The following is a 24,184-nucleotide window of genomic DNA, read 5'->3' on the forward strand; positions in this document are numbered from 1 at the left end:
TACCGGCTGTAACCCTTTCCGGCCAAGCCGGAACTTTTAGAACTGAGGAGTCAGGTCCAGGTTGATGGTGTTGCCCGGGCCAGTCATGAACTGGTTCAGCAGGCTGGTCAGCAGGCCGCAGTTTTCCAGCGCGCCCAGCTCGTATACACCGCTTACGGTACCGCCAGTGGCCGGTGAGAAGTTGGAGCCTTCAACCGACTTCAGCTCGATGTTGATCGGATCGCGGGTCTGACACTCGGAACCACCACCAATGCGAATTGGCAGCCAGCCGATCTTGATAGCAACCTTGGGTACTTTCACATACAGCTGGGAGTTGGCAGTCAGCTTGCCGTTTACCAGGGAGCCGGTGGTTACCGCAGCCTGCTCGAATTCCACGTTGGCGGCAGCATTGATCTTGCTGAACAGCACCTTGATGGAGAAGTTGCCGGAGGTTGGCTGAACTTCCAGGTCTGCTTCAAAAGTGCCGGCAGCCAGGTCGAGAAGGGTAGCGATAGAGCCAGTCAGGGGCAGGGAGCCGCCGGTTGCCTTGATCAGTGTGGAGCCTTCCAGGCCCAACAGCAGTTCAATGGGGTCTGGGCCGCCGGTGCTTTCTTCATAAGACTCTGCGCGCACCGGAATGGTTACGGTGGTGTTTTCTTCGTCGCTGGAGTTCACGACCAGGGCCGCGCTATACACACCCGGTGCACCGGCAGCAAAGCTCAGGTCGACAGAGCAGCTGGCGCCAGCGGCAACCGTGGTGCAGTTATTGGTCTGCAGGAAGTCAGCGGCATTGGCACCTTCCAGGGCAATGCTGTTGATTTGCAGGGCGGCATTACCGTTGTTGGCAATGGTAACCTGCGCGGATTCGCTGGTTCCGGACAGAACGCGACCCAGTTCGACCGATTCCGGAGATACCGAGATTTCCGGTGTCGGAGCCAGGGTGCCGCGGCCAGACAGGGCAACGTCGATGCTCGGGGTTTCGGCATCGGTAGACTCGATGGTCAGGGTTGCGCTACGGGTGCCATCGGTGCTTGGAGCAAAGGTGACATCAACCGCACAGGAAGCGTCCGGCGCAAGGCTGGAGCCACACTGGTTATTCAGGGTGAAGACGTCAGCATCGTTACCACTGATGGCAATGTTGTTCAGGCCCAGGGCTGCACTGCCGGTGTTGGTGATGGATACGGACTGCTGAGCGCTCAGGCCGGCCTGTACCGCACCGAAGGCCAGTTCTTCAGCGCCTACGGTGATGCGCGGTGTTTCAACCACTTCACCACCCACGGTGATGGTTTGAAGCAGGTTGTCCTGGCCTGGCAACTGAACACAGTCAGTCAGGATTTCACCGATCGGAGCGGGCGCAATGGCGCCATTGGCGGTGCGCGCAGTCAGGTCCAGTTGCAGGGCGCCAACACGGATGACCAGTTCGCCAATATCATCCTCTGTAACCAGGAATTCCGGAGACATGCCGGAGGCCGGAACATTGAATTCGCCTGACGTTTCGGGAACCGGCGTGGGCGGAATGTCCAGCTTCACAATTTGTTCAACGGTTCTGCCTGCAGTCACAACACTGTTGTAACTGGTGGCAACGCCTTCGAGTGTGGCGGACTGAACCAGTTTGAGGCCGGTGCGGGCATCGTCATTGACTACGGTGATGGCATCAACGGTGAATGCGGGGATGGTGTCACCCACAGACACTACGGAAGGAATATCTGCGCTGATGGTAGCCCGGATGGGCTGGTCGCCAATCAGCGGGAATGGGCATTCAAAGGCCAGTTCGGTAGAGACCTGTTCGGCTGCCGCATTTGATGCACCGCCGGCCATCAAGGCCGCCGCCGCAACGGCGGGACCGAGCTTGCGAACGCTCGTGTTGAGGTTCCTGAGTTTCATGAGTTCGTCCTCTGTGTATCTTCTTTGTTGTAGTTGGGGTTGCAGACAACACCGATAAGGACTGCTCGATCGGACTTGCAAAGATCCCGTGCCATACGCGTTTACGCATGAATGCAGGGTTATTAGACGGGGAGTGGGTGCCGCCGGTCATTGCTGGTGGCGGCACCATTTTTGTCTTAAACGGAAATCAGGGTGGGTTATTGTTCAAACCGTGAACGGTGTCAAAACGGCCGGGGAACGCCGGTCACTTTTTACTGCGGGTCTGCCGGCGAATGTCGCCCGGGGTCTGACCGGTCCAGGAACGGTAGGCCTTGGTGAAACCGGCCTGGTCACTGAATCCCAGTTTTTCTGCAATGGATTCCAGCGGCACATTGGTGTCTTTCAGGTACAAAGTGGCAAAGTTTTCCCGGATTTCGTTACGCAGTTCCCGGAAGGATGTGCCGGCGCTGGCAAGGTGCTGCCGCAACGTGCGGGGGCTGATCTCCAGGCGGCGGGCGATATTCTCGGTGGTGCAGGGGCGCCCGGGCTGGCTCATGATCAGTTCCCGTACCTGCATAACGGTCTCGTCTGCTTCCCGGGGTGTCTCCCGGGCACCGTGCCGGGTCCTGGCCACCAGGAATTCCAGGCTGGCGTCGTCTTTGCGAATCGGGGTGCCGTTCAGGGGCATGATCACCTGGCTGATGCCAGCATCGAATTCGAACTCGCTGTCTGGCGCCAGCAATTGCCAGTCTTTCTGGCTGGCTTTGCCCGGGAAGTCGAACTGGAAGGTGAAATGGCTGCATACCTGGGAGGAGACCCGGTGAATGCTGCCCATGTAGATCTTGGTCAGGCAGGGCCGAAGATCGCCCACTCCCCAGGTATCGATCAACCGGATGCGAATGGTGGAACCGCTGGATTCCAGCTCCATATCCATCAGTGGCAAGCCCACCCGGAGGTATTGAACAATCATGCTGACCAGGCGGCGGGGATTTTCCTGGCCCAGCACGGCAAAGCCGAGCAAGCCGTGGCTGGGCAGGTCCAGCTGCTGTCCGAATTCGAAGGCGGCCCGTTCGTCGTGCATCAGCCAGTCGGCCTGGCGGAGCAGGAGCAGCACCTGGCTCATGGTTACGCTGGCATCAGGGTTGTTCAGAAGGTCGTCGGTAATGCCGGTTTCCGCCATGATGGCGTGGCGTTTAACCCCGCGGTTTTCCATAAACCGGATAAAACGGCGGGCATAGCGGGCCGAGATAATCGGCACCTCCAGTGCAAGGTTGTTCAACGAATCCATGTTTCCGTCTCTGTGCCGAGGCTGTGTACGGGGTTAGTATAGGCGCGGTGTTACGGTGGATATCCGGCAACTGGTCACAAATTGGCCGCATGGCCGGATATGACAATGAAACTTCAGACAGGTTTGTCTCCCATGATTTCAGGTGGTGCCACAGCATCCAATACAGAGTTGTCCGAGTGCTGTTCGGTTTGTGAGAGCCGCACACTCGCACCGTTTATGGAGGTAGAAGGCAAACTTTACCTGCGTTGTGGCACTTGCCAGGCAACCCTGATGGCGCCGGGGTTCTACTTGTCTGAGCAGGAGGAACGGGCTGTCTACCAGTTGCACGATAATCAGCCAGAAGACCCCGGCTATCGAAAGTTTCTGTCAAAGCTTGTCGGGCCTCTACTGGCAAAGCTTTCCCCGGGCGCCCACGGGTTGGATTTTGGCTGTGGTCCCGGGCCCGCGCTGGCTAGCATGTTTGAGGAGGCTGGCCACCCGATGTCGGTTTACGATCCCTTCTTCAGACCAGAAAGGGAAGTGCTGAACCAGACCTATGATTTTGTGACCTGTACCGAAGTCGTGGAACACCTGCACCAGCCTGCCCAGGTGTTCAGACAGCTCGACGCCTTGGTAAAGCCCGGAGGCTGGCTGGGTATCATGACTTGTTTCCAGAACGCGGATGACCGCTTTGCCACTTGGCATTACCGCAGAGACCCGACCCACGTGGTGTTCTACCGGGAAGAAACCTTTGCCTGGCTGGCCGCACATTTCGGCTGGGAGCTGGAGGTGCCGAGAAAGGATGTTGCGCTGTTCCGAAAGCGGGCCTGACCCGGTTCAAGGCGCCTCGGCAGGACATTGGGGAATGGCCGGGCATTGCTGCGTGGCGTTTTGGATGGGGCCGGGCAGGTTGTCTGCTTTATTTTTGAAGCGGTCAGGGGCAAGGGCGCTTGCGCAGGCCCGGGCTTTTTTGGCTGTTTCAGGGCAGCCATTGGCCGACAGGGCATAGGCCAGGTTGTTCCAGCCTTCAGGGGCTTGCGGGAATAGCTTCACAGCTTTCAGAAAGTGCTCGATCGCTTGTTGCGGCTGCTGTTGTGCATAGGCCAGGTTACCCAGTGCCATGATCGGGGCAGAGTGTTCGGGCCAGCGTGTTTGCGCGGTCTGGTAGGCCTCCCGTGCCGCACGGCTGTGACCGGTGGTTTCCAGGTCATGGGCGGCCCTCAGCCAGGGCAGGGGCTCGGCGGTTGCCGGTAACGTGTCCGGTGGCAGGATCACCACGGCCCACCGTTCAGCCCGGTTCCAGGTGGCGTGAAAGGCTTTGTAGGGCATCCGGTAATGCTGGCGGGTATCAGTGTTCAGTACTAGCTCCTCCTCCCGGGCGTCGAAGCCCACCACCACGGCAAAGTGCCATTGCGGCCACCAGTTGAAGCGCAGGTTCTGCATGACCAGTACCGGGTTGCCAGCCGCAACTTCCGCCAGTACGGCATCAATTTCCGGTTGCAGTGGATACACCACCATATTGTGGGAGCGCGCCCCGGCCACCATCTCCACCTGCAATGAGCCTTCCCGGCCAGGAATGTACACCAGCTCTTTCAGGATGTCCGGATCGGTGGACAGCCCCTGACTGTTGAGCATGGTGGCCAGTGAGGCCGGGCCACACTGGTACTTTTCCTGGGGATAGAACGGTACTTCCTTCAGCAAGGTCGACGCGGGCTGTGCATCATTGTTGGTGGCTGATGGTTCGGGCCAGGGCGGGGTAGTTGCGCAGCCGGCCAGCAGAACCAGGCCCGTGAGGGCCATCAACCTGCTGAAACCGGCGAGCTTTTTGAGCATGGTTCGGTAGTTTACCGGATACAGTTAATGAACGAGAAGAGATCGGTGGCGCACAGCATGTCGGTGATGATGAACACCAGCAGGAACAGGACGATCACACCGACAACCCCTTCACCGGTGGGTGCTTCGGCCAGTTGCTGCTCGAAGTCTGCCAGTTCGGCGGGGGTCAGGTTCTGGATGCGCTCGGCCACCTGGTCTTCACTGACACCAAGCTCGGCCAGCTTTTCTTTTACTTCCTGCTGCTCCAGCATCTCCAGCAGCTGTTGCCGGTCGATGTCGGTCTGTTGTTGCTGGATCAGCTCACCGGTGCCCACCATGCCGGCGTGGGCAGAAACGGAGAAGGTGGTGGCAAAGGCCATCAGCAGGGCCATCACCAGAGAAAACTGCTTGGTGTAACGTCGCATGGCGTTCATGACAGACTCCTTTCTCAGTTGTTTACAAAGACACTAGTTTGAACTGTGTCGCTGTTCAACATACAAAACGTTCACCAACAAGAAAGGGTTCCTCAGAAAGTGGAAAGCCCGGTGGCTTCCATCACCCGGTACTGCCAGTAACGGAACCTGGACGCCTCCTGCCACCGTGCCCACGGCAGGCTGAGTACCGGATTGCTGTCCGGGCCATGGTTCCAGTGCAGCTCAAAGTAATCAGTCGCCTTAGTGGCAACGGGGTGGTCGGCCGGGAGCTGCACCCATGCGTTGGATTCCAGGTTCAGGTCGTCCAGGTTGCGGCGGGTGAAGTTGGCAGAGCCCAGCAGCATTTCCTGTTGGCCATCGCTAGGGGTCCGGATCAGCAGTTTGCTGTGGCATTGCTCCCCGTGGGTGTTACACCAGCGTACAGCAACTCCTGCCTGGTTCAACTCGTTAGCCACCGGGCGGTTGGGAATGCCGTTCTTCTCGTGGCCGAAGGCGTCTTTGTTGGCATCCAGCAACAGCCGGATGCTCACGCCCCGTTGCTGAGCGGATATCAGGGCTTCGATGATGGGGCGGTGGGACAGGTAGAACATGGCCATGTCGAGACTGTCCCCGGGCTGGCTCTGGTCAATCATCGCCAGGGCCTTGTCCCGGATGGCGGATTCGGTGAGTACCTGAATGCTGCTGCCGGATTCCTGGTGTTCGCCGGCCATGGCCTCCAATGTGTTGATCCAGCGGTCAATTGTGGTGGTATCTGCGCCGGACATATGCATAACCGCGCGTTCGCTGCGAACCACATCGGTGACTGCCGGGCCATTGAAGGCCAGGGCGGTGTTGCTGTGCCGGCTGCTGCCATCGTGGGGGTTGGCGGAGGTGATCACAGCACGGAAGCGATCGCCCTCGTCGGCAACCAGTACCTTGCGATGGTTGGCCTTGAAGTTGGGCAGGGCCAGGTAGCTGCGAACGGTGGCGGGCTCCGTGCCCAGTGCGTTTGGCAGCCAGCCACCATCGGGGTTGTTGCCCAGCCACTGGCAGCAGAGCCGCCATAATGATGACCAGGCCGGGTTGCTGTCCCGCAGGGGTTCCAGCCGGGTGATGACCAGTTGAATGCCGGCAGTTTCGAGGGCTTCGAACAGCGTCGATCGGGTGCCGCCGTAGAAGGTGTTAAGCGGGTCTGTGATGACCACAATGTCGATGCCGGGCTGCGATTGCTTTCGGGCAATCAGCGCATCGACGGTCTGCTGTGCCAGGGGCCGTAATCCCTTGTCTTCGGGGCCGGTGCTGTTGAACAGGAACATATCCAGCAGGATGAATGTTTCGGCCTGTCCGATCAGCCGGAACATCTCGTCGAAAATTTCGTGGTCCAGTTCGGAGCGGCCATCAGGGAAGTGCAGCGTGGTGTCGGTCAGCAGTTCAGGCGCTTCGAGGGGCAGAACATCGCCCCGGTAGGCAAGGCCGGCCGGCAAGGGCTTGTGGGTGTGCCATAGCCCGAGGCTGACCAGGATCAATAACAGGGCTGCGGCGAGTAACTTCATTGTCATGGCAGCATCATTCCTTTGGTGTGGGGCGCCTGGCTCAGGTTTCGCTGTGCCGGAGGATCCGTTCCGAAAACAGCTGCAGCAGGCGGGCTGCGTCTTCGGCCGGTTGCACCGAGGCCATCAAGCCATTGGCATCCAGCCCCTCGGCCTGAAGGTCAGGGTACTGGACTTCCAGATAGGCCTTCATGATGTGTTCGGTGAACTCGGGGTGAAACTGCACACCCCAGGCATTGTAACCGACCCGGAAAGCCTGGTGCGGTTCGAAGTTGGATTCGCCCAGCAAAACAGCGCCAGGAGGGAGCTCCAGCACAGATTGCTTGTGAGTCAGCTGAGCCGGAAAGGTTTTCGGCAGCAGGCTGAACAGGGGATCGCTCTGTGCAGCAGCAAACAGGCGAACCTGCCGGGTGCCGGTTTCCCGGCCTTTGGGATGGTAATCCACCTTGCCGCCCATGGCATGTGCCAGGAGCTGGTGGCCGTAGCAGACACCCAGAAGCGGAACATTGTATTCTACTGCCTGGCGCACCCAGTTGGCTGCTTGTTCGCTCCAGGGTTCCCGGTTACTGACCATGGCCGGCGAGCCGGTAATAACGATGCCTTGCCAGTCCGAGGGGTGGCCCGGGGGCGGAGTCTGCGTTACGTCGACGACCGTCAGTTGCAGCTGGCTGGACAAGCCACGGGTAAACCAGGCATCAAAGTCTCCGAACTGATCCTTGATCTGCGGATAGGTGCTCCCTGTTTTCAGGATAACCACCCGCCGGGCCTGTGTGTTGCCTGTGCCAGCCATACTGCGCTCCGGTGACAGCTAAACGGGAGAGGGTTATTCCTCTTCCGGAAGTTCCGCGTTGTGGAACACGTTCTGAACGTCGTCCAGATCGTTCAACATGTCGAGGAACTTCTCGAACAGGGGAATATCGTCGCCCTGAACAACTGTAGTGGTCTTCGGCAGGAACTGGATCTCGTCCACATCGAACTCGATGCCTTCGAAGGCCGCTTCCAGTGCCTGCTTGGCCTTGGCGTATTCGGTGTTGGGCGTGAATACGGTGATCTTGCCGTCTTCATTTTCGATGTCGGTCACGTCAACATCGGCTTCCATCAGTGCTTCAAGAACGGCTTCTTCATCCTGGCCGTTGAACGCGAAAATAGCGCAGTGGTCGAACATGTGGGCAACCACGCCGGGGGTGCCGATCTTGCACTTGGTCTTGGTGAAGGCCAGGCGAACGTCGCCGAAGGTGCGGTTGGGGTTGTCGGTCAGGCAGTCGACAATCACCATGCAGTTGCCGGGGCCATAACCTTCGTAACGGGCTGTCGAGTAGTCTTCCCCCGCGCCGCCCTTGGCCTTCTCGATGGCTTTTTCAATAACGTGCGTGGGAACCTGGTCTTTCTTGGCGCGCTCGATCAGCCCGCGAAGTGACAGGTTGGCCTGGGGGTCGGGGCCGCCAGACTTGGCGCTCATGTAGATTTCCCGGCCGTACTTGCTGTAAACCTTGGTTTTAGCCGCGGCCGTCTTGGCCATGGATTCTTTACGGTTCTGGTAGGCTCTGCCCATCGTTGGTGCCTCTCGGATTTACGATCAAAAGCGGGATTTTACTGAACCTGAGGGATTTGCGACAGGGGTGATTGCGCAAGGAATGCAGAAGGAGGTTTCCGCATCCCTGCGGAAACCGGGGAAATCACACAAAATCGACCGGCGGACGGTAGTTGTCCTGGGTCATCAGGTCGATGCCGCAGTCCATGCTGCTGACCCAGTTCAGGAAGCGGTCAACCATGGCCGGCCCCTCAAAACGCTTGCCGTGCTGGGGCACGATCATGGATACGTCCATATCACGGACCATGTTGGCCCACAGCTGGCACACCTTTTTAGAGGCAATATACCGGCGGTGGAAGCCAATCATGTGCTGGATGTGGTTGTCGAAGTCTTCCACCGGTTTGTGATCGTCTTCACCACCCAGAGAGGCGCCAAGGTCTCCGGAGAACAGAATCTTCGAGACCGGATCATAGAACTGCAGGTTACCAACAGAGTGCATGAAGTGGGCTGGCAGGCACTGGATATGGGAGTCGCCGAAACGCACTTTCGCACCCTGGTCCGGAATGCTGATGATGCGATCGTACACGCTGCCGCTGAGCTGGTTGGTTACGTAACTGGACACCAGGTGGGGCAGGAAACGGGCCCACAGCTTGGAGGTTACGATGCTGGCCTTGGTGTGCACAATCCAGCGGTCAATCGCACCGATGATGTCCGGGTCCTGGTGGGAGGCAAATACATAGTCCATCTCACGGATGTTCATGTACTTGGAGGCAGCCACCGACAGCGGGGTATAGGTAAGGTCTCCGCCGGGATCAAGCAGGGCTTCGTGGTCACCATCTACAATCAGGAACTGGTTGGACTGAACGCCCTCGCCGGTTACCAAAGAATCAAACATCAGGCACTTGTGGTGCCCGTTGTCGAACAGAACGATCGGCTCAACTGCCATTAGGGTCTCCCGCACAACAATAGGTTACAGGCCATTACCGCGGTGCCCAGGCACCGCGATGGCCGGATATTGCAATAAGGTTTGGAGACTACCGAACAGCGGGAAGCCGGGCCTTGCCACAGGTCAATTATCTGATATTCATCAAGTAACGGATTGTTGCTATGGCTACGCCAGCTCCGGAACCCGGCGGATGCCACGCTTCAGGCCCTGCTCCAGCGCTGCACTGACCACCTTGCCTGAAAACGGCACAATATCTTCGAAGGTGATGGTGTAGCTGACCCGGGTTTGGCCTTCCTGCGTGTCATAAAAACGAATACGCCCCATATGATTTCGAATCGGGCTAAGGCTGGTGATGGTGTATTCAATCAGCGAGTCCGGCTCGAAAACCAGTACGGTTTCCTGCAGGGACAGGGGGCCAATGCCGATTTTACGTACCGAGCCGGTACCGTTCGGATCGGCCTGGTCACTGTCTTTGATGCGTTTTACCGGAGCACCGATCATTTTCCCGAAACGGTGATGGTCGGCAAACAGGGCGAAGACTTTTCGCCTTGGTACATCAAAAGTTTCATCAATTTCAATGGTGTAGCTGGCCATCGTCATGCTCTTGTTGTTGGTTGTGGCTGCCAGATTACCTGTTTACGGTATTAAACAAAAATCGAATACTGTCCGGCCTGACCCCAATGTTTCCGAAGTCCGGCTTTGCGGTCAATTTATAAAGTATTTGAGTGGCTAAACTACACATAACACTAACAATGAACCTTCAGTGCGAGAGGGAAGAACCATGAGCACCAACGCCAAGCTGCCACTGGATATGCTTTACCAGTGGGAAAACAACCACAAAGACCGGCTCTACATGACCCAGCCCATGGGCGACGGTACGGTGGATGAATTCACCTGGGGCCGCGCGGTGGACGAAGCCCGGCGCATGGCGGCTTACCTGAAGTCTCTGGACCTGCCGGAGAAGAGCCGGATCGGGATTATCTCCAAGAACTGCGCCCACTGGATCATGACCGACTGGGCTATCTGGCTGGCGGGGCATATTTCTGTGCCCCTGTACCCGATGCTGAATGCCGACACGGTCAACTACGTACTCAACCACGCCGGCTGTGAAGTGCTGTTTGTGGGCAAGCTGGATGACTGGCCGAGCATGAAGCCGGGTGTTCCGGATTCCGTTCGCTGCATTTCGTACCCGCTCAGCCCGCCCAACAACTATGAAACCTGGAACGCAATTGTTGCCGGCAACGAGCCGCTGCAGGGCAACCCGGTGCGGGATGCGGAAGAGCTGGCCACCATTGTTTATACCTCCGGCAGTACCGGGCGGCCCAAGGGTGTGATGCTCAGCTTCGACAACATGGCCTTTGCCGCAGAAGGCGGCATCAAAACCCTGAACGTGGGGCCGGATGAGCGCATGCTGTCTTACCTGCCCATGGCCCATGTGTTCGAGCGTACGTTTGTCGAACTGGGTTCGCTGTACGCTGGCTTCCAGCTGTTCTTTGCCGAATCTCTGGATACCTTCGTGCAGGATCTGCAGCGGGCGCGGCCCACGCTGTTCCTGTCTGTACCTCGCTTGTGGGTGAAGTTCCAGCACGGCGTGCTGCAGAAGGTGCCCAAGCACAAGCTGGACCGCCTGCTGAAGATCCCGCTGGTGAACAAACTGATCAAGAAGAAGGTGCTGAAGAACCTGGGCCTGGACCAGGTAAAGCTGGCTGGCTCTGGCTCCGCGCCCTTGTCTCACGATGTGCTGGACTGGTATCGCAACCTGGGGCTGGAGCTGCTGGAAGGCTACGGCATGTCTGAAAACTTTGCCTATTCCCACATGAACAAGCCGGGCCGAACCCGCACCGGCTACGTGGGCGAAGCATTGCCAGGGGTAGAAACCCGCATCAGCGAGCAGGGCGAAGTCCAGGTGAAGAGCCCGGCCACCATGATGGGTTATTACAAGGATGACGAGAAAACTGTGGAAGCTTTCACCGAAGATGGCTTCCTCAGAACCGGTGACAAGGGCGAGATCGACGAGATGGGGCGCCTGAAGCTTACCGGTCGCCTGAAGGAAATCTTCAAAACCAGCAAAGGCAAGTACATTGCACCCGCCAAGCTGGAAAACCTGCTGATGGCCCATGAGTCCATTGAGGTGTGCTGTGTATCCGGTGCTAACCAGACCCAACCCTTTGCCATGGTGATGCTGAACGAAGAGCTGCGGCCCCTGGTGCAAGACGATGCAGCATTGAAAAAGGAAATCGAGGACAGCCTGAAGCAGCTCATCCAGGACATCAACAAGCAGGTTGATCCCCACGAGCAGCTGGCGTTCATCATCGTGATGCAAGACGAGTGGACCATCGAGAACAGCTTCCTGACCCCGACCCTGAAGCTCAAGCGTAACGTGGTGGAAGACACCTACCAGCAGAAGGTAGACGCCTGGTACGGGCAGAAGAAACCGGTTATCTGGCAGTAAGTTTTGCCAGCATAAGCAGTAACGAAAAGAGCCCCGGTCGGGGCTCTTTTCAGTTGAGGTGTCAGGAACTTCAGCCGGTGGCTTTCAGGGGCAGCCTGCGCTGGCGAACGCCGGTCAGCCGGAACAGGGCGTTGCCCAGAGCAGGGATAACCGGTGGAACCCCGGGCTCGCCGACACCGGTAGGTGCCTCGTTGCTGTCTACGATATCCAGTTCAACATCTGGCAAGTTGTGCATGGCCATCACCGGGTAATCGTGGAAGTTGCTCTGCTGCACCTTGCCATCTGCCAGGGTGATCTCACCCCACAGCGCTGCTGACAGGCCGAACAGAATGCCGCCCTTGATCTGGTCGCTTACCACCGACGGGTTTACCACCTGGCCGCAATCCACGGCGCACCACACCTTGTGTACCTTGATCTCGCTGCCTTCAATGCTCGCCTCAACCACCTGGGCTACGAAGGTACCGAAGCTCTGGAACACTGCCACGCCCTTGGCACGCCCGGAAGCACTGGTGCTGTTCCAGCGGGACATCTCTGCCACCCGGTCAAGTACCTTAAGGTGCCTGGGCTGGTTCTGAAGCCTGGCCCGGCGGAACGCAATGGGGTCTTCCCCCAGTTCATGGGCGATTTCGTCCATAAAGGTTTCCACCGCAAAGCCGTTATGGGAATAACCCACCGAGCGCCACCAGGTGATCGGGAAGCCCGGGTCGCTGTGGGTATGTCGCAGCTCCACATTAGGCACCTGATACGGATAGTCGATGGCGCCTTCAATGGCGGAGACATCTTTCGGCGTGGCTAACCCTTCGGCAGCCAGGCCCACCCGCCCCAGGGTGTTGTAAAGCATTTTCGGAGCCCAGGGGTACTGGGCCGGTGCCGCGTTGGTGATATACCAGTCAAGGATCTGCGGCCCGACAATCTGGTGGTGCCAGCCTTCGAGCCTGTTGCCGCTGACCGCGGCCCGCATCCGGTGCAGCATGGCCGGGCGGCAGGGGCTGTGTTGGGTATCTTCCTCCCGGGACCAGACCAGCTTTACCGGGGCCTTCATGCGGTAAGACACAGCAGCGGCTTCCTCGATGTAATCGTTGGTCAGCCTCCGGCCAAAGCCGCCACCCAGAAACGTGGTGTGTATCGTGATATCGCCCGGTGAAAGATCGCAGCCCCGGGCGGCAGCAATGCGCCCGAGGTCCGGGGCCTGGGTAGATGCCCATACTTCCATGGCGTCGCCCTTGTACCAGGCGGTGGCATTCATCGGCTCCATGGCAAAGTGAGCGAGGTAGGGTTGTTCGTAGTCAGCGTGCAGAACCTTGCCGGCTTGCTCTTCGGCCTGCGCATAGTCGCCGTCTTCCCGTTCGCTGACACCGGCATCCTGTTCCGAATCCTTGTAGTAATGGTGGAACACGCTCTCTGTCGACAGGGTGATGGCGTCGTCGTTATCCCATTCGACCTGAAGGGCTCTCTGGGCCTTACGGGCACGCCAGTAGGAGGTGGCGACCACCGCCACACCCCGTTCAATCTCGAAGACATCCTTTACGCCGGAATGGATGGTGACATCCGCCTTGTTGAAAGATTTCACCTTCGCGCCATAGCGGGGCGGGCGGGTAACCACTGCATACAGCATGCCCGGCTGTTCGATATCAATGCCGTACACGGCGGTGCCGGTGGCCTTGGCTTCGGCATCCAGCCGTTTCATCTGCTTGCCGATGTACTTCCACTCGCTGCGGGGCTTCAAGGGAACCTCGATACGGGGAATTTCACTGGCCGCCAGGGATGCCAGCCTGGCGTAGGGCAGGCTGTCGATGCCGTTGGGGTGTACCACACGGCCATCCTGCGTGCTGCAGTTGTCGGTTTCTACCTGCCAGACCTTCGCTGCTGCCATCATCAGCATATAGCGGGCTTCTGCGCCGGCCCGGCGAAGGGGTTCCCAGGAGGTGGCAACACTGGTGCTGCCGCCGGTAATCTGCAGCTTGTAGGCAGGGTTCAGGTATTCCTTCGCTACGGGTGCAAAGCGGGGCTTGATAGAAGCTGGCTCTACGTCCAGCTCTTCGGCAATCAGCGTGGTCAGGCCCGTGTAGGTGCCCTGGCCCATTTCAACCCGGGCCAGGGTGAAGTAGATGTTTCCGTTGTCCTGGATTTCCAGCCAGGCATCCGGGCGCCAGATACCGGCGTTTTCGGAGTAACCGGTATCAACAGTGGCACAGCCGGGCAGTGACAGTGACAACACCAGTCCACCGGATGCGCTGGTGGACACTTTCAGAAAGTCCCGTCGGTTCATCGCCATGGGTATAGCCTCGAATTCTTGTGATCAGGTGGAAGACGCCGATTTAACCGCTTCGACAATTCGGTGATAGGTGCCGCAACGGCATAGGTTGCCGGCCATCGCGTTCACAATATCGTCTTCGCTGGGGGAAGGGTTCTGCTCCAGCAGGTGGGCGGCGGTCATGATCTGGCCAGACTGGCAGTAACCGCACTGGGGCACACCATGTTCTACCCAGGCCTGCTGCAACGGGTGCAGTTCACCGTTTTTGCTGAGGCCTTCTATGGTGGTGATCTCCTGACCATTTACGGCCTCTACCGGAGTCTGGCATGCGCGGGTGGGGGTTCCGCCCACGTGCACGGTGCAAGCACCGCAAAGCCCTGCACCACATCCAAACTTGGTGCCTTTCAGGTTCAGTTCGTCTCTGAGCACCCACAGCAGCGGGGTGTCTGAGTCTACATCCAGGGACCGTTTTTCTCCGTTTACGACAAGACTGATCATTGCGGAAAACCTTTTGTATTTGTATGTCGTTGAATCAGCATATTAGGGGCGATCATCAAATTTTGTAAACCGGCGATGCTCGCACAGTATGCTGAAAACCTTCCGGATTCGAACGCTCATTTGAATTTGGCCCGATATGACCGCCGCCCTTACGTGACGACCTATTACCTTATCCGGCATGATGAAGCAGTAAGTATACGTACTGCAGTACGATACAGATCACAATCAAAAACAAAAACGGGGATTACCCCGAACAGGAGGTCTGCTGTGGCTGCTGAATTCCGCCCGCGTGGTCTGGCATGTTTTGCGTTAGCCGGTTTGGTTCTGGCTTTGTCCGGTTGTGGAGGGGGCGATGGAGGCTCCGATGCGGTTGCTGATGAGAGCGAAGCCGCGGCACAACAGCCTGCCGACAAGAATCCGCCCCAGGCCGGGGCCGGTTCGCAGCCTGAGGCCCGTGCCTACGCCTGGAAAGACACCCGCTACCAGTTTGCCAACGGTTGCTACAGCCTGCAGGCGGATGGTTTGTATGTATCCGAGGTAGCTGATGGCCAGTACAGCGTAACTCCGGATGCCGGAAAGGCCGCCCGCTTCACCATGCGGCCCACCGAGCTGGGCTCTTACCTGATGATGTCCGGTTTCTCCCGGGAAGACAGCCAGATTGGCCAGTTTGAACTGCTGGGCATCAGCGATCCGGGCGGTGAGTTCCTGGATGCCGGCGGGCACTTCATTGGTGAACTCAGTTACCTGGTGTCCGGGTTGGGAGATACCGTCAATCTGGTGCTGGATCCGGTGCTGCCATTGGGCGGCATTCTGAGGGAGCTGGGTGAAAGCCTGGATTTTGCCGGCGGGCAACTGGGTAATGTGGACCTGCTGCCCCGACTGGCCGCCGTCGACCGGCCCAGTGACCTGGCGGTCTGGAAACTGAACAAGCATGAAGGTGCAGACCAGTACACCATGACCTCGGCGGTCACCGGTCTTTTGTTAGGCACCTCGGAAGAGGGATTAACACTCTCGTCGCCGTCCCTGCGCAATGCCGCCAATACCTTTACCTTCACTGAAGCCGAAGGCTGCACCGAATACCCGGAGGCCGGCCTGAACCTGGAGGTGGCCGACCACCGTGGCCCGGCCATCTACCTGAAAGAAGTAGATCGCTTCAAAGGCATCCAGGGCATCGATAACGACGATATCTACGGCTACGTGGATACCCATTCCCATATTTCCGCCTACGAGTTCATTGGCGGGCGCATCAACTACGGCGCTCCCTTCCACAAATTCGGCGTAACCCATGCGCTGGAAGACTGCGAAGTTGCCCACGGCCCCTGGGGCACCACCGGCTTCCTGGAACTGGTCACCAGCGGCACAGGCCCCCACGATACCCAAGGCTGGCCAAGCTTTAACGACTGGCCCCGGTACAACTCCCTGCAACACCACCAGAGCTACTACCGCTGGCTTGAGCGGGCCCACTATTCCGGTATGAAAATCCTGGTGAACCACCTGGTGCACAACGAGATCCTGTGCCGCATCAATCCCCAGAAACAGAACGACTGCGACCCGATGGAGTCCATCCTGCTGCAGATCCGGCGCATGTATGAAATGCAGGACTACATTGATGCCCAGCATGGCGGCCCCGGCGAAGGCTGGTTCCAGATTGTCACCAGTTCCGGCGAAGCCCGGGACGTCATCGACGATGGCAAGCTGGCGGTGGTACTGGGCATTGAAATGTCCAAGGTGCTTAAGTGCGGCGAATTCCTGGATGTGGCCGAATGTACCCGGCAAGACATCGTGGAGCGGCTGGACAAGCTGTACCAACTGGGTGTGCGCAACATTTTCCCGGTTCACAAGTTCGATAACGCCTTTGGCGGCCACTTGCCGGATCTCACCTCCGGTGTCGGCATTGGCCCGGTGCTCTATGCCGGCAACCTGCTGGAAACCGGCCACACCATCGAATTCGAGGAATGCCCCGAAGGCACTGAATTTGTTGGCGATGAAACAGACCAGAATGCTGCCATGCAGCCCTTCGGCATCATCGACCAGCTGCTGTTCCAGATGGACTACATCGGCGACCGCTTCCCGGAAACCCCGGAACAGTTGCAAGCGCTGGACCCGCGCCAGGGCACTGAACACCTGTGTAACCGCCGTGGCCTGACGGATCTGGGCGACTTCCTGGTCCAGGAGCTGATTCGCCGCAAGATGATGATCGAAACCGACCACATCAGCCGCAAGGCCGCTGCCCGTATTCTCGACATCACTGAAAAGCTCGGTTACCCGGTGATTAACAGCCACGGCAGCTGGGGCGGCACCGAAGCCCTGCGCGACCGCATTGCCAGCCAGGGTGGCATTACCGCTTCCTTTGGTGGCACCCGTGAGAACTGGGTCGACAAACTGCTGCGCGACGGCAATCGCCCCCGCACTGAAAACCTCAAGGTTGGCCCCTTCGGTGGCGCCGGCTTCGCCTCGGACGTCAACGGTATCGCCCAACTGGCGAGCAACCCCGGTACCCCGGAAGACGACGCCCGCCTGTACCCGTTTGAATCGGTTGATGGCCGGGTGGTCTTCCACAAACAGAAAACCGGCGACCGTGAATTCGGCCTGTACGACGGCCGCGGCGTGGCCCATTACGGCCTCTACCCGGACCAGATCGCCGACATGATCCTCAACACCGATCGCCCGAAAGAACAGGTCGACGAAGCCGTCAACCAGCTCTTCACCTCCGCCGAGGCCTACCTCCGGATGTGGGAACGCATCGAAAACGCCCCCCTTTAAAAAGGACGCGACTGCTATGAAACTCACAACAAGAACTCACTTACCCTGGCGCACCGGCGCCACGGTGCTGGGCATCAGCGCTTTGCTTTCCCTGAGCGGCTGCTTTGGCGGCTCGGGAGGCTCCTCCGGCAGCCCTGCAGCAGAGAGCGATAACCAACCGGAGCAGGAAGAAACCGTCGCCAGGTTCAGTGAAGGCCGGGTGTTCAAGGTGGAGCCCGGTGAACGGGCCACCGAAGACATGGTGGCCGCGATGATCCAGCTGCGTCCGGGGGATGCACTGGAATTCGGTTGTGGTTACTTCGACCTGTACCACGGCCTGTTGATCCAGGCCACTGAAGATGTAGAGATCCGTGGTTGTGGCAAAGATGAAACCGTCCTCAACTTTCGCGACAGCGACAACGTAACCGGCCTGGAAGCCCTGAACGTTCGTGGTATCACCGTGAAGGATCTCACCATCCTCGACTCACCAGGCGATGCTTTCAAGCTCAAGGGTGTGAAGTGGGGTACTTTGCTGAACGTGCGTGCCATCTGGTCCGGTGGTGGTGAGCCGATTACCCGGGAAAACTACGCCTCCCGCCTGCACGTGGCATGCACCACCCCGCCGTTCAACGAAGGCGACCCGGCACCGGATTACGTGCCCAGTTCTGACAGCGGCCGTTACGGCATCTACCCGGTGGAATCCGAGAACATCCTGGTGGATAACTCCGAATCTATCGGTGCCTCAGACGCCGGCATCTACGTGGGCCAGACCAACACCGCCATCATCAGGAACAGCCGCGCGGCCTATAACGTGATGGGCTTTGAGATCGAAAACGTCCAGGGCGGCGAGTACGACAACAACCTGGCGGAATGTAACACCGGCGGCTTCCTGATCTACGACCTGGAAAACATCACCCAGTACGGTGACACCTCGGTGATGCTGAACAACGTCTCCCGCAACAACAATACCTACAATTTCGCCCACAGTGGCCTGGTGTCTGCCGTGCCCCGGGGTACCGGGTTTATCACCCTCGGGTATGACAACATCGAGGTGTACGACAACGTCTTCGAAGACAACAGCACTGCAGCGGTGATCTACACCAGCTACGAGCTGATTGATGGCAAGGGCAAAACCTCGGACAAAAAGCTGGACCCTTACACCGAAGGCCTGCACATCTACAACAACGTAATGAAGAACTCCGGCTTCGATTTGCCGGCTCCGAACCTGGAGAAAGTGATCGGTGAAGGCGAGGTGGAAACCCTGCTGCCCACGCTGATTGGCATCAAGAACATCCATAACCCGGGTAAGGGTGCCCACATTGTGTGGGATGGGCTGCTGGATGACTACGATGCCGAGTGCCCGTACCCGGTGGATGCCAGTGGCCAGCCGGTGCCGAAAGATGAGAACGGCAAGCCCATCCACACCAACGAGCACCCGAACCCGGCGTGCCATTACAACGCCTACAAGTTCAACGCACAGGGCGAGCGCAAGCTGCCGGAGTGGGGTTCGTGCATCTACAACAACGAGATGTCGTCAGACAGCCAGGATTACATCAATTTCCACGGTATGGCCGGCCTGAACCTGTTGCTGGACCTGACCGAAGGGGATCTCAGTGGCCTGCTGACCTGGGATGGCCTTACCCGCACCCTGACCGAGCCACTGGACTTCTTCGCCGACTCGAACCTGGAAGACCACGACTGCAATGCCCGTTTCGGTCGTACCCTGGCCAGCCTGCCCCGGGTAACCATTCCACCGTTCGAACGCAGCGGTTCAGTAGACCCGGCTCCTACCCAGGAATACATCAACCAGCTGTGTGAAGCGCCGGTGAAACCGGGTGAAATAAACCGTGAGGCCCTGGTCGTCGACTGTCCGCGCCTGGACCAGTACAACCTGTTCGCCAACGCGCAAGACCCGCGCAGCATGCCCCATGAAGGCGGCGTGCCGTTCGTGCTCAACTCCAAGCTGTTCTCTGACTATGCCACCAAGTACCGGGTTGCGTTCATCCCACCCGGCACCAAGGCGGTGTATATGGATGGCCAGAACGGCGGCAACCTGAACGGCACCATTCACTTCCCGAATGGCACCGTCATCGCCAAAACCTTCGCCTTCACGGATGAAAGCAAAGGCACCGAAGAATTGGTGGAAACCCGCTTGCTGATCAAGCGCACCTCCCAGAGTGGCAAGGCAGTCTGGAGCGGCCCCACCTACAGCTGGGGCACTGACGACAGCGGCAAGAAAGTGGCCAAACTGGTGCCGGGCGGCGAAACCCGCAGCGTAAGCTGGCACTATGAAGACCAGCACACAGGCAAGTTGCTGGCCGGCTCCACCGACAGCTACGCCATTCCCAACCAGAACCAGTGCATCACCTGCCATTCCAATGACGACCTTGAAGCGGGCGCCGCGCCCATCGGCCCGAAACCCCGCAACCTGAACCGTGCCTACGTTCCGGAGTCCCGCTTCATGGGCACCGAAGGGCAGGGCGGTTTCCCGCAGGTGAACCAGCTCAAGTACTGGCAGGATCAAGGCATCCTGGCCAACGTGCCGGCCTTGCAGATTGATGGCCGCGGCATTGCCACCAACATCGAGCGCCTGCCTCACTGGAACGTACCGGGCGACAGCGGTGCCACCGCCGGCTCTGATGCCGACGTGGAAACCCGCCTGCGGGCCTACCTGGAAGTGAACTGCCAGCATTGTCACAACGACAAGGGCGCGGCCTCCAACACCGGCTACTACCTGGACCACTACCGCAAGATCGACGCCGGTTATGGTATCTGCAAGAAACCCACCGCCACCGGCGGCGGATCCTGCGGCCGACAGCACGTGGTGGTGCCCGGCAGCCCGGACCAGTCCATCGTCTCCTGCCGTGTGGAAAACGCCGACGACCCGCAGCGCAAAATGCCGCCCATCGCCAAGAGCGTAAGCCACACCGAAGCCGTCGAACTCCTCAACAGCTGGATCGCCAACGTCGTCAACTCCGACTACGAAAACGGCGAAGCCTGCAGCGGCACCGGCATCTTCCAGTCCCTTAACCAATAACAACGGCGGGTCAGACCCCCGGTACATTTCGAATGGTGAAATGTATCGGGGGGCTGACCCCGTTTAGAAAAGGTGAAAGCATGATGATTAACAGAAATACGTTACGGGGTGCCCTGGCGCCGCTGGTGGCGCTGACTCTGGTGGCTTGTGGCGGTGACTCCGGCTCGGACCCGGTTACTGAGCCGTCAGTTCAGGCGTCTGCAAACCCGAAACCTGGATCGGCGCAGCCGGGGAATAATTCCGGTGCCGGCAATGGCTCAGGCGACACCTCGCCGGAAGTCGAGTTTGGCCCGGTAGTACCAGCGGTGGCCTACGCTACAGACACCCGCACTGAAAATAGAGATCCTTTCCCCAACGTTCAGCCGATCATTTCCGATGCCCCGCCCTCATGCGCGCCGGAAGGCCGGCCCCTGGCTTCCGGCCCGTCCTGTGATGACGTGAAAGCCGCAAGCTATTACCGGGACAGTCCCACCACCTGGCTTGATGCCCAGGTATTCATTCCAGAGCATCGTGAAGGGGAAAAACTGCCGGTTATCCTGCACAGCCACGGATGGGCCAGCAGTAAACTTACTGGCCTGCCAGAGCAGCCTTATTGTGAAGAGCACCTGAAACCCTATAACTGCCCGGTCAACGAGGGCGGTGGCCTGCTATCGATGTTTGGCCAGCTGGATGATGTGCTGGCAGACCTCCACAACAGCGGTTACATCGTGGTGAGCTTCTCCCAGCGGGGCTTCGGCGATTCCGAAGGGCAGGTGATGGTGATGAACCCTTACCACGAAACCCGTGATGCCCAGGCGGTGATCGACTGGGTTGCCCAAAGGGCGAGTGATGGTCGCCTGCCGGTAGCCGTGGATGAGACCGGAGACTTCCCGCTGGGCCTGTTTGGTGGCTCATACGGCGGTGGCTTTCAGTTAACACTGGCCGCGCTGGATGAGCGGGTAGACACCATTGTTCCGGTAGGCACCTGGCACGCCCTGGAGCAAGCCATTATGCCGAACGGCGCCGTCAAAGGCGGCTGGGGCAACCTGCTGTGCCTGTTGTCGACCGGAAAATCCCGCAGCCCGCTGCTGGATGAAGCCTGCACGGGCATGTTCTTCCCGTTCATCCGCACCCGCGATGCGGTAGATCCGACCGGCGAAATCCTCAAGTTCATGAGCCAGAACGGCCTGCACTACCTGAAGTCCCTGGAAGTGGCCCAGCAGCCGTTCCGTGAAGGGGATGCCCCGTTCCAACTGCGCCCGATCGATACGCTGTTGATTCAGGGTAACCGCGATGTGCTCTTCCCGTTACAGGAGGCGATCAACAACTACCACTACCTGAAAATCGCCGGTGGCGATGTGCGCCTGCTCTCCAACCAGTCCGGCCACATGAACCCGCTGGCCAACCAGGTAGATGGCACCACTTCCTGTGGCGGTGTGGATATGTTCAAGGCCATCCGCATCTGGTTTGACGTGAAACTGCGCGGGGCTGATGAAAGCCTGCTGGAGCAGATTCCCGGCGTGTGTATTACCCTCGACAACGAAAAAGCCCTGATTGCCGACGAAGTGCCAGGCCTGAATTTTGAGGCAGACCAGGCCATGGGCCTGGACCAGACCTGGCGTTCATTCCACATGGACATCGGGGCCCTGAGAGGCGCTCAGGAGTGCCAGACCATATACGATGTACCAGCCGGCGAGCGCAAAGTACTGGCGGGTATCCCGAGGCTGCGTGACTTCAAGGTAAACGGAGACCTGGTTGGCGGACTGGGCGTGGCCTATATGGGCGTTTGTGTAGTCCGGGACGGACAGACCCTGCTGGTAGATGACATGCTCACCGGCTTCATCCCCGGCGACTATCCGAACCACGAACTGGTGGCCGTGGGCGAAGCCCTTCGCCCCGGCGACAAAGTCGGTGTAATGGCGTTCAAATCCCAGGAAAACATGAACTTCATGAGCACTGCCACCGTTGGCCAGGTTACCGAACTGCTGCTCAACGGCTTCAGCCCCGGTAGCGGCCTGCCAGGCAGTACCGTTCAAGGATTGCTGGATCCCTTGCAAGGCCTGCTGAGTTCAGTAATCGTCAACGCCTACACCGTTTCCGGTGAAATCCGGCTACCCGTGCTGGAGTCTGAACTCCTGAGCCAGCGCACTGCCGATCCTTACTACGGCACTCCCGAAAACTTCAACCAACAGCCCTGGTAACAACGGCGGGTCAGACCCCCGGTACATTTCGAATGGCGAAATGTACCGGGGGTCTGACCCGGCTGTACAAAAAGTGGACAATTTGGCGGTTGGCTGCCATACCTAAGCTGAAGCCAGTTGTGAACTCGCATCAGGCACAACTCTATTGCGCAGTGGGTCGGGCTTGTCTGGGGGATGGCAGGTCTGAACTTGTGCACAGAGGAACGTGTCATGAAAAACATAGTGTTTAACTATCTGTTTGCTTTGGTGGTTGCACTGGCACTGGCCGGTTGCAACAGTGACAGCTCTTCCTCAGGAGCTGATGATGTTGCTTCTCCCACGCCTACCACACAGCCCCAATCTCCAACCCCCTCCGAAACCGACCCAGAAACTGATCCACCGATGCAGTCCGCTGATCCATTGGTGCCGGTAGCGGGGGAGGGGTATGCCCAGAAGGGCCCTTATCAAACCGGTGCGACGGTTACAGTGCAGGAGCTTGATAGCCAGGGCAGTTTGACCGGGCAAACCTGGTCTACCCAGACGGACGCGGACGGAAAAATCCGGTTCGAAGGAATTGGCTGGCAGGGGCTGGCCATGGTGACGGTAAATGGTCATTACTTTAATGAGTACAGCGGTGCCTATACCCCCGAGCCCTTCCGCTTGCGGGCAGTCATGTATGTATCTGACGAAACCCTGGTAGGAAACGTAAACCTGTTCACCCACCTGATCGCCCGTTACATGGAATATTGGTTGCCTGAAGGTTATACCTACGAGGAACTGCGTGGTTGGGCGAATGACCACATCATGACCTGGTTTGGCCTTATGACGCCTCCGGAGAACCTGAACCTGCTCGACAGCATCGATCCTGCAACGGATCGCGACAGCTACATGCTGCTGTTGTATTCGGCCGCTATGGCGAAATCAGGCCTGACGCAGGCAGACGTTGATGCGCTGGCAGAAGATTTTGCGGTTACCGATGCCGGCTGGGCGGATGAGTGGCCTGAGGGCCCGGGTAAGCAAGCCCTGATGAAAATGTTCAATGAAGCCCAGAACAATGAAGCAGCGTTGATAGAGCAGGCCCGGAAGGCGCTGCAACAGGAATTTGGCCGGGTATTCCAGGCTACCGAAAGTGGCGCTAACCGGGTGGCAGGAACCATTTGTGTCTATGCCGGAGTGCTGTGCCCCTGGGGCGACCTCACTAATATTCCGATCAGCCCGGAACCCAGGGATATTCCGGTAAGTGTGCCGTATTCCGGCTCTTACGGCTTCCTCATGTATTTCAATGATAACGGTTCGGGCGCAACAGCCAGGTTTGGCCGGGCTCTGGGAGATAACTCTATCCGCAGTGTGTCAGGCAGCGTGAGCGATTTTCTGGAGTTTATGATTCAGCCCATCGAGGGGGATCGACGCTACAACCTGGGCCTGAGCAGCACCACCAACAAAACCGTCACCAGTGTGAGAATGTTCCAGCTCAGCTAGGGCATCAAGAAAGATCCGTACCCGCTGGTTGTTGGCGATAACGCCGGGCTGGTCGGAATTGAGTGGGGTACCTTCAGAAATACCGACAGCTACTACCAGCTGATTGCGGGCCCCGGCCGCTATCGTTTCACCATTGGCGGCTACACCTGTGGCACCAGCGTTGCACCGGTGGTCGTCAGGGGCTATCAGTGGGATTGGGATA

At 58.7% G+C, this 24,184-nt stretch carries 17 protein-coding genes; 6 read left to right on the plus strand and 11 right to left on the minus strand.

All coding sequences use genetic code 11. The features are described 5' to 3' along the window. Window positions 1–36: 36 nt before the first annotated feature. Entirely contained in the window at window positions 37–1,863 is a 1,827-nt protein-coding gene (locus H3Z84_RS03880) for a choice-of-anchor D domain-containing protein (protein WP_199456398.1), read from the minus strand. 244 nt (window positions 1,864–2,107) lie between these two features. Further along, window positions 2,108–3,130: an AraC family transcriptional regulator gene (locus H3Z84_RS03885; protein WP_199456399.1), complete on the minus strand. Its 1,023-nt coding sequence runs from the start codon at window positions 3,128–3,130 to the stop codon at window positions 2,108–2,110. 105 nt (window positions 3,131–3,235) lie between these two features. Between H3Z84_RS03885 and H3Z84_RS03890 the strand changes: the two genes are divergently transcribed. After that, window positions 3,236–3,940 (plus strand): class I SAM-dependent methyltransferase, encoded by a 705-nt coding sequence (locus H3Z84_RS03890; RefSeq protein WP_323126946.1) that lies wholly within the window; start codon window positions 3,236–3,238, stop codon window positions 3,938–3,940. 6 nt (window positions 3,941–3,946) lie between these two features. Here the strand turns inward: H3Z84_RS03890 and H3Z84_RS03895 are convergent, their stop codons facing one another. The 7 genes from H3Z84_RS03895 to H3Z84_RS03925 form a co-directional block, all read right to left on the minus strand. After that, a complete protein-coding gene (locus H3Z84_RS03895) occupies window positions 3,947–4,942 on the minus strand; it encodes a PA2778 family cysteine peptidase (RefSeq protein ID WP_199456400.1) in 996 nt (331 codons plus the stop codon). Between the two features lie 11 nt (window positions 4,943–4,953). Continuing rightward, a complete protein-coding gene (locus tag H3Z84_RS03900; RefSeq protein ID WP_058340233.1) occupies window positions 4,954–5,355 on the minus strand; it encodes a PA2779 family protein in 402 nt (133 codons plus the stop codon). A gap of 92 nt (window positions 5,356–5,447) precedes the next feature. Then, window positions 5,448–6,893: a phospholipase D family protein gene (locus H3Z84_RS03905; RefSeq protein WP_199456401.1), complete on the minus strand. Its 1,446-nt coding sequence runs from the start codon at window positions 6,891–6,893 to the stop codon at window positions 5,448–5,450. 34 nt (window positions 6,894–6,927) lie between these two features. Then, window positions 6,928–7,674 carry a glutamine amidotransferase gene (locus H3Z84_RS03910; RefSeq protein WP_199456403.1) on the minus strand — a complete coding sequence of 249 codons (747 nt, stop codon included), beginning with the start codon at window positions 7,672–7,674 and terminating at the stop codon, window positions 6,928–6,930. A gap of 33 nt (window positions 7,675–7,707) precedes the next feature. Continuing rightward, window positions 7,708–8,436, minus strand: a complete 729-nt coding sequence (locus H3Z84_RS03915; protein ID WP_022988648.1) for a YebC/PmpR family DNA-binding transcriptional regulator — start codon at window positions 8,434–8,436, stop codon at window positions 7,708–7,710. A 124-nt stretch (window positions 8,437–8,560) separates the two neighbouring features. Beyond that, window positions 8,561–9,361 carry an MBL fold metallo-hydrolase gene (locus H3Z84_RS03920; RefSeq protein ID WP_199456404.1) on the minus strand — a complete coding sequence of 267 codons (801 nt, stop codon included), beginning with the start codon at window positions 9,359–9,361 and terminating at the stop codon, window positions 8,561–8,563. Window positions 9,362–9,526: 165 nt separating this feature from the next. Continuing rightward, window positions 9,527–9,955 carry an SRPBCC family protein gene (locus H3Z84_RS03925; RefSeq protein WP_058340229.1) on the minus strand — a complete coding sequence of 143 codons (429 nt, stop codon included), beginning with the start codon at window positions 9,953–9,955 and terminating at the stop codon, window positions 9,527–9,529. A 187-nt stretch (window positions 9,956–10,142) separates the two neighbouring features. On the opposite strand from H3Z84_RS03925, the gene H3Z84_RS03930 reads away from it, so the two are divergent. Further along, the gene (locus H3Z84_RS03930; protein WP_199456411.1) at window positions 10,143–11,813 is read left to right on the plus strand and encodes an AMP-binding protein; all 1,671 of its coding nucleotides are present in this window, start codon (window positions 10,143–10,145) and stop codon (window positions 11,811–11,813) included. Window positions 11,814–11,883: 70 nt separating this feature from the next. Here H3Z84_RS03930 and H3Z84_RS03935 read toward each other — a convergent pair whose 3' ends face one another. Together H3Z84_RS03935 and H3Z84_RS03940 are read right to left on the minus strand one after the other, a co-directional pair. Continuing rightward, window positions 11,884–14,088, minus strand: coding sequence for a xanthine dehydrogenase family protein molybdopterin-binding subunit (locus tag H3Z84_RS03935; RefSeq protein ID WP_199456413.1), 2,205 nt, complete (start codon window positions 14,086–14,088; stop codon window positions 11,884–11,886). A gap of 24 nt (window positions 14,089–14,112) precedes the next feature. Then, window positions 14,113–14,565, minus strand: a complete 453-nt coding sequence (locus H3Z84_RS03940) for a (2Fe-2S)-binding protein (RefSeq protein ID WP_058340226.1) — start codon at window positions 14,563–14,565, stop codon at window positions 14,113–14,115. A 267-nt stretch (window positions 14,566–14,832) separates the two neighbouring features. Between H3Z84_RS03940 and H3Z84_RS03945 the strand changes: the two genes are divergently transcribed. From H3Z84_RS03945 to H3Z84_RS03960, 4 genes are all read left to right on the plus strand, one after another. Next, on the plus strand, window positions 14,833–17,328 hold the full coding sequence (locus H3Z84_RS03945; RefSeq protein ID WP_323126947.1) for a hypothetical protein: 2,496 nt from the start codon (window positions 14,833–14,835) through the stop codon (window positions 17,326–17,328). Window positions 17,329–17,344: 16 nt separating this feature from the next. Further along, entirely contained in the window at window positions 17,345–20,344 is a 3,000-nt protein-coding gene (locus H3Z84_RS03950) for a parallel beta-helix domain-containing protein (protein WP_199456417.1), read from the plus strand. Window positions 20,345–20,424: 80 nt separating this feature from the next. Next, on the plus strand, window positions 20,425–22,524 hold the full coding sequence (locus H3Z84_RS03955; protein WP_228285692.1) for a CocE/NonD family hydrolase: 2,100 nt from the start codon (window positions 20,425–20,427) through the stop codon (window positions 22,522–22,524). A gap of 381 nt (window positions 22,525–22,905) precedes the next feature. Continuing rightward, window positions 22,906–23,982 (plus strand): hypothetical protein, encoded by a 1,077-nt coding sequence (locus tag H3Z84_RS03960; RefSeq protein WP_199456419.1) that lies wholly within the window; start codon window positions 22,906–22,908, stop codon window positions 23,980–23,982. The last annotated feature ends 202 nt before the right edge of the window (window positions 23,983–24,184 follow it).

The organism is Marinobacter sp. bablab_jr003 (assembly GCF_016464245.1).
In the GTDB taxonomy this organism is placed as follows: domain Bacteria; phylum Pseudomonadota; class Gammaproteobacteria; order Pseudomonadales; family Oleiphilaceae; genus Marinobacter; species Marinobacter vinifirmus.

Coding starts and splice junctions, on each gene's coding strand:
- H3Z84_RS03880 (WP_199456398.1), bottom strand. CDS start 1,863: ATGAAACTCAGGAACCTCAACACGAGCGTTCGCAAGCTCGGTCCCGCC.
- H3Z84_RS03885 (WP_199456399.1), bottom strand. CDS start 3,130: ATGGATTCGTTGAACAACCTTGCACTGGAGGTGCCGATTATCTCGGCC.
- H3Z84_RS03890 (WP_323126946.1), top strand. CDS start 3,236: ATGAAACTTCAGACAGGTTTGTCTCCCATGATTTCAGGTGGTGCCACA.
- H3Z84_RS03895 (WP_199456400.1), bottom strand. CDS start 4,942: ATGCTCAAAAAGCTCGCCGGTTTCAGCAGGTTGATGGCCCTCACGGGC.
- H3Z84_RS03900 (WP_058340233.1), bottom strand. CDS start 5,355: ATGAACGCCATGCGACGTTACACCAAGCAGTTTTCTCTGGTGATGGCC.
- H3Z84_RS03905 (WP_199456401.1), bottom strand. CDS start 6,893: ATGACAATGAAGTTACTCGCCGCAGCCCTGTTATTGATCCTGGTCAGC.
- H3Z84_RS03910 (WP_199456403.1), bottom strand. CDS start 7,674: ATGGCTGGCACAGGCAACACACAGGCCCGGCGGGTGGTTATCCTGAAA.
- H3Z84_RS03915 (WP_022988648.1), bottom strand. CDS start 8,436: ATGGGCAGAGCCTACCAGAACCGTAAAGAATCCATGGCCAAGACGGCC.
- H3Z84_RS03920 (WP_199456404.1), bottom strand. CDS start 9,361: ATGGCAGTTGAGCCGATCGTTCTGTTCGACAACGGGCACCACAAGTGC.
- H3Z84_RS03925 (WP_058340229.1), bottom strand. CDS start 9,955: ATGGCCAGCTACACCATTGAAATTGATGAAACTTTTGATGTACCAAGG.
- H3Z84_RS03930 (WP_199456411.1), top strand. CDS start 10,143: ATGAGCACCAACGCCAAGCTGCCACTGGATATGCTTTACCAGTGGGAA.
- H3Z84_RS03935 (WP_199456413.1), bottom strand. CDS start 14,088: ATGGCGATGAACCGACGGGACTTTCTGAAAGTGTCCACCAGCGCATCC.
- H3Z84_RS03940 (WP_058340226.1), bottom strand. CDS start 14,565: ATGATCAGTCTTGTCGTAAACGGAGAAAAACGGTCCCTGGATGTAGAC.
- H3Z84_RS03950 (WP_199456417.1), top strand. CDS start 17,345: ATGAAACTCACAACAAGAACTCACTTACCCTGGCGCACCGGCGCCACG.
- H3Z84_RS03955 (WP_228285692.1), top strand. CDS start 20,425: ATGATGATTAACAGAAATACGTTACGGGGTGCCCTGGCGCCGCTGGTG.
- H3Z84_RS03960 (WP_199456419.1), top strand. CDS start 22,906: ATGCAGTCCGCTGATCCATTGGTGCCGGTAGCGGGGGAGGGGTATGCC.